At 50.1% G+C, this 13,244-nt stretch carries 10 protein-coding genes; 2 read left to right on the top strand and 8 right to left on the bottom strand.

What is annotated here, in order from left to right; translation table 11 throughout:
* Positions 1-162 precede the first annotated feature (162 nt).
* The 6 genes from WG68_RS18035 to cysM form a co-directional block, all read right to left on the bottom strand.
* Positions 163-672 (bottom strand): DUF4442 domain-containing protein, encoded by a 510-nt coding sequence (locus tag WG68_RS18035; protein WP_200897632.1) that lies wholly within the window; start codon positions 670-672, stop codon positions 163-165.
* A gap of 68 nt (positions 673-740) precedes the next feature.
* Positions 741-1,484 (bottom strand): 3'-5' exonuclease, encoded by a 744-nt coding sequence (locus tag WG68_RS18030; protein WP_046559120.1) that lies wholly within the window; start codon positions 1,482-1,484, stop codon positions 741-743.
* 7 nt (positions 1,485-1,491) lie between these two features.
* Positions 1,492-3,339, bottom strand: a complete 1,848-nt coding sequence (locus WG68_RS18025) for a DUF294 nucleotidyltransferase-like domain-containing protein (protein WP_046559119.1) — start codon at positions 3,337-3,339, stop codon at positions 1,492-1,494.
* Between the two features lie 8 nt (positions 3,340-3,347).
* The gene (locus WG68_RS18020) at positions 3,348-4,979 is read right to left on the bottom strand and encodes a BCCT family transporter (protein WP_046559118.1); all 1,632 of its coding nucleotides are present in this window, start codon (positions 4,977-4,979) and stop codon (positions 3,348-3,350) included.
* Positions 4,980-5,000: 21 nt separating this feature from the next.
* Positions 5,001-6,299, bottom strand: a complete 1,299-nt coding sequence (locus WG68_RS18015) for a porin (protein WP_046559117.1) — start codon at positions 6,297-6,299, stop codon at positions 5,001-5,003.
* A 147-nt stretch (positions 6,300-6,446) separates the two neighbouring features.
* A complete protein-coding gene (gene cysM, locus WG68_RS18010; protein WP_046559116.1) occupies positions 6,447-7,331 on the bottom strand; it encodes a cysteine synthase CysM in 885 nt (294 codons plus the stop codon).
* Positions 7,332-7,568: 237 nt separating this feature from the next.
* Here cysM and WG68_RS19250 point away from each other — a divergent pair, with 237 nt between their 5' ends.
* Positions 7,569-10,469: an ATP-binding protein gene (locus WG68_RS19250; protein ID WP_052749162.1), complete on the top strand. Its 2,901-nt coding sequence runs from the start codon at positions 7,569-7,571 to the stop codon at positions 10,467-10,469.
* A gap of 54 nt (positions 10,470-10,523) precedes the next feature.
* On the opposite strand, the gene WG68_RS18000 is transcribed toward WG68_RS19250, so the two are convergent.
* Entirely contained in the window at positions 10,524-11,276 is a 753-nt protein-coding gene (locus tag WG68_RS18000) for a TrmH family RNA methyltransferase (RefSeq protein WP_046559115.1), read from the bottom strand.
* A gap of 204 nt (positions 11,277-11,480) precedes the next feature.
* Here WG68_RS18000 and WG68_RS17995 point away from each other — a divergent pair, with 204 nt between their 5' ends.
* Positions 11,481-11,864: an HPF/RaiA family ribosome-associated protein gene (locus tag WG68_RS17995; RefSeq protein ID WP_046559114.1), complete on the top strand. Its 384-nt coding sequence runs from the start codon at positions 11,481-11,483 to the stop codon at positions 11,862-11,864.
* Positions 11,865-11,974: 110 nt separating this feature from the next.
* On the opposite strand, the gene WG68_RS17990 is transcribed toward WG68_RS17995, so the two are convergent.
* The gene (locus tag WG68_RS17990) at positions 11,975-13,081 is read right to left on the bottom strand and encodes an alkane 1-monooxygenase (protein WP_046559113.1); all 1,107 of its coding nucleotides are present in this window, start codon (positions 13,079-13,081) and stop codon (positions 11,975-11,977) included.
* Between the last annotated feature and the right edge of the window lie 163 nt (positions 13,082-13,244).

Here is a 13,244-nt window from a genome sequence, read left to right as displayed (position 1 = left end):
CTTTGCGGGGTCTGGGCATATCGCACCTGAATAGCTGTTTAAATATACAGTGGTAAAGTTAGTTGTCGATTACCCGGCTGTCAAGGTTTTGGTGATGGGGGTTGAAGTGTGTTGTTGTGCCTGTCCTGTTTAAAAGTAGTAAGTTAAGTGCTGACAATCTGCTCAGCGCTTTTTCGGGATCCAGGCCCAGGTCATGTTGGCATTCACTGGTTCAACACCGGCGCTGTCGGTTATGGTAACCGCGACTGTCACCTCACCTTTATCTTCATTATGCATCGCCGCAATTTGCTTATCCGTCAGGGTGGCGATGGCGGTTAAATCGCCAGTGGAGCGTTTTATATAGTCAATTTGCATTTGCTTTAGCAGCGGCAGTTTGCTGTCTGGCAGGTGAATGCCAACTAAAAAGCCGGTGGCCGATTCGGCCAGTAAGCCGGTTGCAGCCGCATGCACCGAACCAATATGATTCTGGGCTTTTTTGCGGTTTTTTAGACGCAGTACCGAGCGGGCGCCTTTTAGTTCCAGCACTTCTACCCCGGCGGTGCCGGCAAATTTTATCACCCGGCCAAATACTGTGCTTAACGCAAACGCCTGCAATGCCGTGGGCAGCTGATAACACTTATTGACGATACGTTGTAGCCTGTTTGGTTTGGTTGCTAAGGGCATTTGGTTCATGGTGGTCTGACCTGATGATTGTTTTGGTTACTATGCCTTCGCCGTACCGCAATTGCAAGCCGCTGGTGCTAACACCATAGTTCACCCACCGGCGTATCCGGGCTGTAGCGATAACTTAGTTGCGCCTGCAGCAGTTCGGCACTGGCGATAGCATCTGTCACCGCATGATGCGGCCGGTAAGGCGGCAGCTGATAGCGGCTGCGACTGGCATCCAGCCGGATGGAAAGTTGCTGGCGCTTGCGCAGTTTATCCCACCAGCTTAACGGTCTGGTACGGTACAGGCGGGCTTCCAGTTCCAGGGTATCAATCACCGGAAATAAGATGCTTTCGCCCAGCCGCACTTGCACACTGGCGGCCAGGAAGGCCCGTTCAATCTGCCGGTAATGCACCACAGCCACTTTGCCGGCTAGTAACGGCAGCAGCTCGGGCAGCAAGGCGCTTAAGTCAGGCGCGCTACTGATTTCTGAGTGGGTAATACGATGTACTGTAACCGAGTTATCGGTTAGCGTAAAACGCGGTTTTAACAACCACTGCCGGGCCTGGGAGCTGAAAATACGCTGCAGGTTAAAGGGCACCAGGCCAATACTGACAATACCGTTGTCAGCTGCGCTAAGGCCGGTGGTTTCAAAATCGACAGCCACCAGTGGTACCTGGCTGATAGGCGTACTGGCGGCTACCATGCCGGCGCCGTAAAATTGCTGTAATAACGGGTGCTTTGCCTGGCTGGCTTGTTGCTGATAGTAGCACTGCCAGTCAGTGTTGCTACCCGGCGCTTGAGGGTTATCATGTTGGTTTGGCCCCAGATACAACATAGTTACCTCAGGCTTTAAAATGAAATTTCAGGAATTTCTGGGCATTGCTCAGTACCTGAAAGGCTTCTTTTAAGTGCTTGCGTTCAAATTCTGATAGCTGCTCGGGCAGCACATTATTGTCGGGCTCGCTACCCTGGCGCAAAGCCGCCGCTTGGTGACGAATGCGGGTCATGGCAATGACTTCAAAGGCATCACGTAAATCTTCGCCGCGGCCTTGGGGCAGCACCTTAGCGGCAATGATCTGCTGTAGGCGGCTGAAGGAGTTGCTGTCAGTTGCACCAATGGCCAGCGCATGAATGCGGATTAAATCAACAAAAGGGGCAGTGCCACGGCGCTTGATGTTTAAGCTATTGTTTTGCTTGCCGTCTTGTTCCATTACGAAGTCTTTAAAAAAGCCCAGCGGCGGGGTGCGACTCAGCGCATTGCGGGTCATGCTGGCTAAAAACAACGGATGCTTTTGTGCCTGTCTACTAACCAGTTGCTGCAATTGCTCTGCCCACTGCGTCTGACCCCACACGCCATCGATATCAAAGAATATCGAGCTATGTAATAAACGTTCAGCGGATGGCTGCGCTATCCAGTTTTGAAAATATTGCTGCCATACTTTTAACGGCTGGCGCCACTCGGGGTTAGTTGCCATTATTTTGCCCGTGCAATAACTGTAGCCACAAGCCGCCAGGCCGTCACAGACGAAGGTTGCCAGTTGCTGAAAGTAGCTGTTGTGCTGGGCCGGGTCAAAGCGGTTATCCAGGATCAGCGCATTGTCCTGATCGGTCAGGATTAGCTGCTCATCGCGGGCCATTGAGCCTAAGGCTAAAAAGCAGTAGGGCACCGGTGGTGGGCCAAGTTCAGCTTCAGCCAGTTCCAGCAGGCGTTGTTTAAAGCTGCGGCCAATGGCGGCCATGGCGCTGCCAATCATTTGTGAATTGGCATCTTCGTTAACCATACGCACAAAGCAGGCATGCACATCGGGCACCAACGCCTGCAATTCTGCAACCGTTTGCTGACGAAAAATCCGGCTAACCACATACAAGCTGCTTTGTGACTCAAAGCGAATAATATCAGAGATGGCGATCACGCCAACGGTGTGCTGCTGTTTTACAACCGGCAAATGGTGCAGGTTATGGCGCAGCATTAGCATCATGGCTTCAAAAATATACTGTTGTTGCTCAATGGTGACGGGGTTAGCCGACATAATATCGGTCACCGGGGTTTCAGATTTTAAACCCGGCGCTACCAGCCTGGCCCGGATATCCTTGTCAGTGATAATGCCTGTCAGATGCTGCTTGGCATCTAAAATAAGCAAGGATGATACCTTTTGCTCGGTCATTAGCTGGGCGGCCTGCCAGACGTTGGCATCAGTGCTGATGGTAACGGGTTCACGACTTAACAGGGTGGCGACAGTGGCACCCAGTAAATCGGCCCGCGCCTGGGTGCTGGCCTTGCTGGTTTTGCGTCGCTCGCTGTCGCCTACTTCTACGTAGTCAGCAAAAAACTCGTTTTCATCAAATAGCTGCTGAAACACCTCGTTGGGAATAAAGTAAATCAGCGTGTCTTCCAGTGCGCTGGCCGGAAAGCGCACCTTACCGCCACGCAATAAACCCTGCTCGCCAAAAATTCCGCCTGCACTCAGCCGGTTGTATAAGTCGCCATTACGGCGGAAGGTTTCTACCGCACCACTACGGATAAGATGCAGGGCGTTTAATGGCGCGTTAAAACGCAGGATCTCGCTGCCAGCCTTAAAATAGCCAATATCAATACTCAGCGCCACCTGCAGCAGTTGCCCGGCGGGTAGCTCCTGAAACGGCGAATGCCGTTTCAAAAACTCGAGTATTTCAATTTGTTCTATTTCCATTGGCTTGCCTACTTGCCACGTGGTTCTGACATTAAGCCCTTCACCACTGCCACACAAGACGCCAGCAGCACTATCGTAAACGGAAAACCGGTTGAGACCGCCATGGCTTGCAGCGCGACCAGGCCGCCACCCATAATTAACGCTATCGCCACTAACCCTTCAAAGGTGCACCAGAAGACACGTTGCGGGGTGGGGGCATTCATCTTACCGCCAGCGGCGATGGTATCAATAACCAGGGAGCCGGAATCTGAGGAGGTGACAAAGAACACCACCACCAGAATAATGGCAATAAAAGACGTAATGCCGGCCAGTGGCAGTGCATCCAGCATGCTGAATAACTGCAGCGGTAAGGCGGCTTCAGCTGCGGCCATGTAGCTGTCTTGTACCACCTGACTAATAGCAGTGCCGCCAAATACCGTCATCCACAACACACAGGCCAGCGACGGAATAAGCAATACCGAAATTAAGAACTCACGCACGGTACGGCCCCGCGATACCCGGGCGATAAACATACCGACAAAAGGCGACCAGCTAATCCACCAGGCCCAGTAGAAGGCGGTCCAGCCCTGAGAAAAGTTAGCATCTTCGCGGCCAATCGGGTTGGCCAGCGCCGGCAAATGCTGCAGATAGGCGCCTAAATTGGCGAAAAAACCGGTTAAAATTGCTAAAGTAGGGCCAACAATAATGACAAACAACAGCAGTAACGCTGCCAGGGTCATATTAATTTCTGACAAGCGCTTGACGCCGGCTTCCAGGCCCGCCAATACCGATACCAGGGCTATCAAAGTAATACCAATAACCAGTAAAATCTGGGTGGTAACGCCCTCTGGCCAGTTAAACAGATAGTTTAAACCGGCACTGGCCTGGGATGCGCCCAGACCAAGCGAGGTTGCCAGGCCAAACAGGGTGGCAAACACCGCCAGTATATCAATAATATGCCCGGGCCAGCCCCAGACCCGCTCGCCCAGCAGCGGATAAAATACCGAACGAATCGTTAAGGGTAAGCCTTTGTTAAACGAAAATAGCGCTAAGCCCAGAGCCAGAATGGCGTAAATGGCCCAGGGATGCAGCGCCCAATGATAAATAGTGGCAGCCATGCCCAACCGTTCAGCGGCCAGCGCATCGCCAGCGGCACCAGCCAGTGGCGCCCAGTCGGTGCGCACACCATCTTCAACAGTGGTACCAGCCAGGGCGCTGTTAAAGTGCGAAAGCGGCTCAGACACGCCATAAAACATCAGGCCAATGCCCATACCGGCGGCAAATAGCATGGAAAACCAGCCCAGGTAGCTGAAATCCGGGGTGGCTTCGGTGCCACCCAGCCGCACCTTACCCAGTGGTGAGACAATTAAACCTAAGCAAAGCAGCACAAATATATTGGCAGCGCTGATAAAGAACCAATCGAGGTTGCTGGTAAGCCAGCCACGCATTGTGCCAAACAGTGGTGCTGCCTGCGTATGAAAAATCAGCGTCAGTAACACAAAAGCAATGATGGTAAGGCCGGAAATTAAAAATACCCGGTTATGAATATCCAGCCCGAAAGGCCCGACTTTAACCACTATGTTATCCTGACCAATCTGATAATCGGTGTCTATTGGATTAACTTTGCCATCCGGGATCATCGGATCCTTGTCAGTTGTCATCAGTATATCCTTGTTGTTATTTTAGAAATAATAGCCAATATTGATATTGAAGCGACGCTCTGTTTCACTGCTGTCGCCGCTGGCACTGCCGCCAACAAAGGGCTGGTTTTTCGCGTGTACCAGATCGAAGTAGGTAAACAAGCCACCGGCTGCCACCGACACGCCGGTAACATTCATCATGGTATCGCGGCTGCCGTCAGACTTGTCGTACACCAAACCATAGTTGTTATAAAATTGCAGGCCGGAAACCGGGCCCCATTGCACTGGCAGGCTGTAGGCCAGATTGACGGTGGCCGAGCTGGCTTCAGAGGCAATAGAGTCGTAAAAGGCGTAAGCGCCAACGGCCATCCGGTCTACCCCGGTAATATTGTACTGATACTGGCTGTACTGCAGTTGCAGGTTCCAGTTGTGGTAGTGGCTGTTGCTGTGCAATGCCCAGGCATTGTAGTCACCGGCTTTAGTCTGGCCGTTATGCAGGCTGCCGGCCAGTGCTGATATGCCCAGCTCGGTTGTCAGCTCGCCCTGGGTTACATGGTAACCAAAGCGACCACTAAAGGTATTGTATTCGCCCAGCGGCTGCGTGGGGTCATCATAAATACCATCGCCAGGCAGTCGGAAACCGACCACATCATACGAGTAGCGGTCGGCACGGCTGCCAACATAGCCATCTACTCCACCTAATTCATCGTTTTTAAAGAAACCTAAATCCAGCTGCCAGTTATCACTCAACTGGCGCTTAAATAAAATGCCTAAATCATGGTCGTCTTCCAGCCCGATATAATAGTTGGTGCTGAAAAACCAGTTATGCGAGTTATAAGGCCAATTGCCAAAAGGTACCTGGGTAATGCCTGCCTGCACCTGCCAGTCATCAGTCAGCTGATAACCAACATAGGCATATTTTACGGCAGTCATATAATCGAAAAAGCGAATTTCGGCATTAAGTAATATATCGCCGATGCTGCCGTGTAAATTCAGCCGGAAAATATCAAACGCGAAATCACCGCCGCGGTCTTTATTGCCGTCACTGTATGAGGTATGGCTGTAATTGGTGCGAATGGCACCACCGAGCTTAATGCCGTCTGCACTGGCAGCGGGCTGTGTAACGGGTGTGCTGGCGGCTAATTCTGCTTGTTCGGCACTAAGCTCAGTCTGAGCTTGTTCCTGTTCAGCTAAGCGCGCTTCCAGCGCAGCAATTTGGACTTTTAACAGGTTAAGTTGCTGTTTTATTTCATCTGTTTCGGTAGGCGTTGCGGCGAAAATTGCTGGTGAAGCAAAATAGCCTGCCGCAGCGATCAGGGCGATTCTGCAGTGGGTTTTCATAAGCGGGCCTTATTGTTAGCGGAAAAACAGGTAACGCAGTCGGTAGAAGGATAGTCTAAATAGCCGGTAATGCCAAACCGGATACCGACATCAACGAGGCGTACATCGCTTCGATAACAATGATTTAGAATATAAGCTGACTATGAACTAATAAATGTCAGATGATAAATAGCGATCGCCGCGGTCACAAATTATCGCCACTATCACCGCATTGTCGTGCTGCTCAGCCAGCTGAATAGCCGCATGCACCGCACCGCCCGAACTCACTCCGGCAAAGATGCCTTCTTCTTTCGCCAGCCGGCGCATGGCGGTTAGGGCATCTTGCTGGCTGATGTCGATGATCTGATCCACCCGGTTTTTGTCAAAAAAGCCCGGCAGATAAGCCTCAGGCCAGCGCCGGATCCCCGGAATACTGGCGCCCTCCGCCGGTTGCAGGCCAATGATCTGAATCGCCGCGTTTTGCTGCTTTAAATAACGCGACACCCCCATAATAGTGCCAGTGGTGCCCATGCTGCTGACAAAATGCGTAACTTGCTGCTGGCTTTGCTGCCAGATTTCCGGCCCGGTGCTGGCATAGTGCGCCGCCGGGTTATCGGGGTTATTAAACTGGTCCAGCACTATGCCCAAGCCTTCGGCCTGCATTTGCAAGGCTAAATCGCGGGCACCTTCCATGCCCTGGGCTTTGCTAACTTCTATTAACTCAGCACCATAAGCCCGCATCGAGCTTTTGCGCTCTGCGGTGGCGTTGTCCGGCATAATTAATGTCATGGCATAGCCTTTAATCGCCGCTGCCATCGCCAGCGCTATACCGGTATTGCCGCTGGTGGCTTCAATGATTCTATCGCCTGGCTTAATAGTGCCGCGCAATTCCGCCTGCACCAGCATATTCAGCGCCGGCCGGTCTTTTACCGAGCCTGCCGGGTTATCACCTTCCAGTTTCAGCAATACGGTACTGTTAGTATGCGCCGCCATCCGCTGTAATTTGACCAGCCGGGTGTTGCCAATCGCGTGCTCAATAGTAGGAAATGTCATGCTAAAACCGCCGGTAAACAAACAACAGAATGGCACCAGTTTAGCGCAAAGCGCTGGGGTTGTTAATGCCTTAGCGTGCAGTGAGTTACTGCGATACCTCAGCATGGCGGCATCAAAAAACATCAGTCAAAGCATTTAATCGCAGGGAGCAAGCATAATTTGTTTGATGGTTTGGCTAAAAATAATGCTAAGGTATAGCTAATATAAGCAGATATTCAATGGTAATGAGTAGCTTGAATGTTGTCAGTGAACAAACTTAGCCGCGGCATACCTTTAAAGCTTTTTTTTACAGCTCCGTTGCTAATGCTTTTTATATTCATCGCTGTGTCAATTGGCGTTATTGCATATCTTAGCTCGCAATATGCAGCCACCCAGTTTAGTCAGCAATTGGCTTTTCAAGTCAGTAAGCGTACTCACGAACAATTAGACCTGCTGGTGTCTGTGCCGCAAACAATTTTAAATAATAGCGTAAAGGCTGTCGAAAACGGCTTAGTCGATCTGCAATCTGAAGCTGAATTGATACGTTATCTGGTAATGCAAATCAGCAATTCACCCTATATCACTTTTGTTGCTATTGGCCTTGCTAATGGTCAGTATTTGGCGATCAACCGGCATCATACAACGGGGCAATTATCACTACTCAGTTCTTATCATGCCTCTGATCTGCGCAGAACCCGCTACAGCCTTCAAGCTAATGGTTTAAAAGGAGAGAGTCTGGAGGTACTGGATGAGTTTGATGCAACACATCGCCCCTGGTTTACACAAGCGTTAAGCAAGGGAGCAATGACTTGGTATCCCGTCTATCAATATGCGTCGGGGGAGGGGTTTGGTATCGGAGTATCAGCGCCTGTTTTCTCAAATTCAGGTGAGCTACAAGCTGTAGTGGCAGTGGATTTCGGTTTGTCGCTGGTCAGCTCTTACCTGCAGTCACTGCAATTAGGCACTGCTATGACGGTATTTACTGTAGGTCCTCGTGGCAACATCATAGCAGCATCAAAGCCAGAATCAGATCTGACAGCTGATGATGTAAATAGACTGATACCCGCGTCAGAAAGTAACAACCCATTAATACGCGCTGCGGCAAAACAAATGGCTGTGTATACCGGTAAGGAGCAACTCAGCTTTGAGGTGGATGGTCAGGATTTTTTATTGAATGTGGCTGAATATCGCGATCCGCTTGGTTTAGATTTTAAAACTGTTGTGCTGATACCCAAGGGTGACTTGCTAAGTTCTTTGGATAAATATTTATATAATGCTTTATGGCTCATCCTGTTAGCGATCACCTTGGGTGCATTATTAGCCCTGCTGCTTAGTCGCAGGCTTATAAAACCGATTGAAGCCATGCACCGTTACGCTGATCAGCTTGCTTTAGGCAAGGAGGGTAACGCTAAGCTGCCTGAGTCCGAAGTGTATGAGCTCAATGGGCTTATCCTCTCTTTTAAATTAATGGCTAATAACATGGCGGCATCTTTTTCACAGCTGGAGTTTAAGGCTTTGCAAGATGCAGCTACTTTGCAGCAATTTTCGTTGGATGCTATGGACCGTCAACAGCGAACTGAGCGGCAGCGTAGCGCTTTAGCACAGTTAGTGTTAGATGACGCTGTTGCTCAAGGAGATGGTCAGGCGTTTATCAGAAACCTGACCCGTATTACAGCAGATGCACTTATTTGCCAGCGTGTCAGTGTGTGGATGATGTCTGACGTAGGGGAGAAAATGCATTGTGTGGCGCTACATGATGGCGAAAATATTGACCTGAAGGAGGAAATCATACTCACGCAGGTTGAATATCCTCAGTATTTTGCAGCCATAGCAAAGCACGGTTGGATTTGTGCTAATAACGCATTAACTGATAGCGCAACCATTGAATTTGCTGATTTATATCTAAAACCGCTCGGTATTAGCGCTATGCTGGATGCCGGTATATTAATAGCGGGAAAAGTGGTTGGTATTATCTGCCTGGAACACGTTGGCGGTGCAAGACAGTGGCAACCTGACGAGGAAGCATTTGTGGCCGCAGCTGCCGCAGTGTTGGCTCAGGTAATCTCAGTTGCTCAACAAAAGCAAGCTGAGCGTTCGAGCAAAGAGCATGCCGAACATACTCAAACTATTTTGAATAGTGTTGTAGACGGTATTATTACCATGGACAGCGATGGGCAGATAGTTAGTCTTAACCCTGCGGCAATCAAGTTGTTTGGTGGTAAGGAATCAGATTATCTCGGCTGTCATGTTACACTCATGTTGTCAGCCATACTCACAGATCCACAGCGGATTGCTGAGAACTATTTTCCCTCTCCCGGCAAGGTTCCTTTGTTAGGTGTACTCAGAGAACTAGATGCAGTGCAGCTGAATGGCAGTATTTTTGCTATTGAATTAGCACTATCAGTTATCACTAGGCAAGGTAAATTTGTATATATTGCTACCGTTCGGGATATATCAGAACGTAAACGCCTTGAGCGGTTGAAAAATGAGTTTGTATCTACAGTGAGTCATGAGTTGCGCACGCCTTTGACCTCTATTACCGGTGCGATAGGATTGGTAAAAAGTGGTAAGTTGGGGGTATTGTCTGAAAAAGCGGATCAGCTGGTCACAGTAGCATATAAAAACTGCCAGAATTTAACGCTTCTGGTCAATGATTTATTAGATTTTGAGAAAATATCTGCTGGCAAAATGATATTTGATATGCAGCCTGAGTGGGTATTGCCGATGCTGCAAAAAGCCATAGAAGCGAATAAAGTGATGGCGTCGCAAAAGCATATTAGCCTGCAACTTAATGTTCAAAATGAAGATTGCAAAATTTGCGTCGATGCACACCGGTTAATGCAAGTGTTATCCAACTTTCTTAGCAATGCTATTAAGTTCTCTCCTGAAACCACCACAGTGCAGATCAACTTAAGCGTACAGGATCAACAAGCACGAATCGCTATAATTGATTGTGGGCCTGGTATAGCCGAAAGTTTTCACGGCAAAATTTTTCAGCGGTTTTCTCAGGCTGACTCTTCAGATTCAAGAGCTATCGGCGGTACTGGATTGGGCCTTGCTATATCCAAAGAGCTGGTTAACGGCATGCAAGGTGAGATCGGGTTTGAATCAGTTGCAGGTCAAGGTGCAACGTTTTATTGCTGTTTTGCCATAGTGTGAATTGTTTTGAGTAATCAACCTGATTTTAAGTTTCATTGGTAAACCAGGCTTTATCTAATTTTGCTGACTCTGCCGGCGTAAGTTATCGCAAATGACCGCCGCAGCAATGCCGACATTTAACGATTCAGCGCCGCCAAAGGCCGGAATGGTGATTTTGCGGCTGATATACCGGCTAAGCTCTGCACTGATGCCGTGCGCTTCATTACCCAACACAATAAAACCGCCAGCCTGGTTCAGGTTTAGCTGATGCACATTGTCGCCGCCCAGATAAGCGCCATACACCGGCATACTGGCGTGGCTTAACACCTCTGCCAGTGGCAGATAATGCAGCTGTACCCGCAAGAACGAGCCTTTGGCTGCCGCTATAACCTTGGGGTTAAAACAATCGGCGGTGTCGGCCGAGCAGACAATATGCTTGATGCCATACCAGTCGGCAATGCGGATAATAGTACCCAGGTTGCCCGGGTCGTTAATGTTATCCAGCACCAGAGTCCAGCTGTTGGCGTTAGTGCTAAACAGCGGCCATTGCGGCATCTCCACTATGGCCATTGCGGCATCGTTACTGCTGAAGGTGCCGACTTTCACCAGCTCGTCGCTGCTGCACTCTTGCAGCAACGCCGCTGTTTGCAGTGCCTGTCCATGTTGCTGGATAAAATTGCTGGTGGCAAAGAGGGCGCGCACTGGCCAGGGCGACGCCAGTACTTCCAGCACTGCTTTTTCGCCTTCAACGAAAAACAACTGCTCGGCTTTGCGGTATTTTTTCAGATGCAGCGATTTAATCAGCTTGGCCCATTTGTTACTTATCATGCGACAGGTCAGTATTGGCAAACAATAAGGCTATTTTACCCAGACTTTACCGTGCTGTCTGATTTTATTGGCGATAAATTAGCAAGCCAGACCTTGAGAGTGCTGCTTATCGTCACCAGATATATGATAGCAGCATGCAACCATTCGACGCGAGTAGGGTCTGTAAAGTGAGTTCCCATTCAGCGTTATCAACAGGAGTAGCCTATGCAAGTTCAGATTAACAGTGACCGTAATATCCAGGCCGATGAACGGCTGGCCGAGTTTGTACGTGATACGTTAACCAGTAAATTAAGCCGGTTTGCTGACCATGTTACCCGGATTGAAGTGCATTTAAGCGATGAAAATAGCAGTACCAAACATGATGGCAACGATAAACGCTGTTTACTGGAAGCCAGGCTGGAAGGTTTTGATCCTATTGCCGTAACCGAGCAGGCGGCCACAGTAGGCCAGGCTGTCAGCGGTGCCGCCGACAAGCTGCAGCGTAAGTTAAGCTCAGTACTTGGTAAATTGCGCGATAAACATAGCCGTGCCGGCACGCCGGATTTCTCTGAACCAGAGCCAGCAGATCCGGTAGATGAAGTGAATTAAAGTTGTCAGGTTAAGTTATAAGCCGCAGCAAGGTAATCATCATACTGCGGCTTTTCTTTTGTTGTCGCGGCTCTGTTAATAGCCTTGCAATCACTGGTTGCATGTCCGGTTTAATCCTCTGATACCTTATTTTGGCCATAACGGCTATGCCATTGCGTTAACTTCGGCGTCATTAACCGAAACCACAGTGGCGGCAGCAGTGCCAGCAGCATCGAACCAAGATAACCGGTGGGTAAGTCTGGCGCATCGGGGTAGGCTTTAAGCTGATAAAACGGCAGCTGCGACCTGGCATGATGGTGCGAATGACGGGTTAAATTAAAACTGGCCCAGCTACTGATGCGCTTAGTGCTATTCCAGCTGTGATGGGGGCGCACCGGCTCGTTGGGCCTACGCTCAATGCCATAATGCTCAATGTAATTCACCACCTCCAGTGTGGCCTTGGCCAGTAAAGCGCTGACAGTAAATAACGCCAACCCTTGCCAACCGGCCAGCCACAGCGCCAGCACGCTTAGCAATAGCGACATGGCGATGCCGCGTAAAAAGCGGTTGTGATAACTCAACAGCGGCAGTTGCTTGCGGGCTAAGCGCTGCTGTTCGATATGCCAGGCACTGATATTGCCACCCAGCGTAGACAGCCAGATATGCTGATACACATTACGCCCCCGCGGTGCCGTGGCCGGATCCTGCCGGGTGCCAACATAACGATGGTGGCCATACACATGTTCAATGGCAAAGGCGGTATCCCAACTAAAGGCCAGTAACCAGCGGCCGGTAAGCATGGCGCGCCCATCCTTAATGCGATGTGTCAGCTCATGGGCCGGTACTGTACCAACCATGGCCATCAATAAGCCGGCGCCCAGCGCTACCGGGATCAAATGCCAGCTTTGATTTTCGGCCCGCGCGGCTAAGGCATCATAGCCGGTGAGCTGGTATACCCACTGACCATAGTAAAATAGGTCCGCGCTGGCCATCGTCCACAGCATCAGGGTGAACATCAGCAGCATAAACAATAATGAGCTATATAGCAGCGCCTCTAACAACCAGGGCTGCTGGTACACCGGTTCACTGTGATCATCGCCGGCCAACAGATCACCAAACACTACCACAGCTAATACTGAGCCCAGCCCCAATGCCATCCAGGCCCCACCCAGCGTCAGGCCGAGCAGAAACGGTATCGTGAGCAGGTGAAAAAAACTGAATTTTACATAGTGCAGCATGATATCCGCCCGGCTGATAGATGAATCAGTAGTCTAGATCAGCTGTTTGGCAGAGGGCAGGGCTTTGCCAGCCAACTTCTGGTCATTTGCGGCCAGGGCGCTGTTGTTGTATGAAGAATAACGTAGACTGAGCCAATAACCCGTGCTGCCGGCAGTGGAGATA

Origin of the sequence: Arsukibacterium ikkense (assembly GCF_000987775.1) — a bacterium.
Classification (GTDB): Bacteria; Pseudomonadota; Gammaproteobacteria; order Enterobacterales; family Alteromonadaceae; genus Alishewanella; species Alishewanella ikkense.
The sequence above is the reverse complement of the archived record's forward strand: the minus strand, read 5'-3'. Positions and strand labels throughout refer to the sequence as shown.

Excerpts from the sequence above, each read along its gene's own strand:
- WG68_RS18035 (WP_200897632.1), bottom strand. The coding sequence starts at position 672 with ATGAACCAAATGCCCTTAGCAACCAAACCAAACAGGCTACAACGTATC.
- WG68_RS18030 (WP_046559120.1), bottom strand. The coding sequence starts at position 1,484 with ATGTTGTATCTGGGGCCAAACCAACATGATAACCCTCAAGCGCCGGGT.
- WG68_RS18025 (WP_046559119.1), bottom strand. The coding sequence starts at position 3,339 with ATGGAAATAGAACAAATTGAAATACTCGAGTTTTTGAAACGGCATTCG.
- WG68_RS18020 (WP_046559118.1), bottom strand. The coding sequence starts at position 4,979 with ATGACAACTGACAAGGATCCGATGATCCCGGATGGCAAAGTTAATCCA.
- WG68_RS18015 (WP_046559117.1), bottom strand. The coding sequence starts at position 6,299 with ATGAAAACCCACTGCAGAATCGCCCTGATCGCTGCGGCAGGCTATTTT.
- cysM (WP_046559116.1), bottom strand. The coding sequence starts at position 7,331 with ATGACATTTCCTACTATTGAGCACGCGATTGGCAACACCCGGCTGGTC.
- WG68_RS19250 (WP_052749162.1), top strand. The coding sequence starts at position 7,569 with ATGTTGTCAGTGAACAAACTTAGCCGCGGCATACCTTTAAAGCTTTTT.
- WG68_RS18000 (WP_046559115.1), bottom strand. The coding sequence starts at position 11,276 with ATGATAAGTAACAAATGGGCCAAGCTGATTAAATCGCTGCATCTGAAA.
- WG68_RS17995 (WP_046559114.1), top strand. The coding sequence starts at position 11,481 with ATGCAAGTTCAGATTAACAGTGACCGTAATATCCAGGCCGATGAACGG.
- WG68_RS17990 (WP_046559113.1), bottom strand. The coding sequence starts at position 13,081 with ATGCTGCACTATGTAAAATTCAGTTTTTTTCACCTGCTCACGATACCG.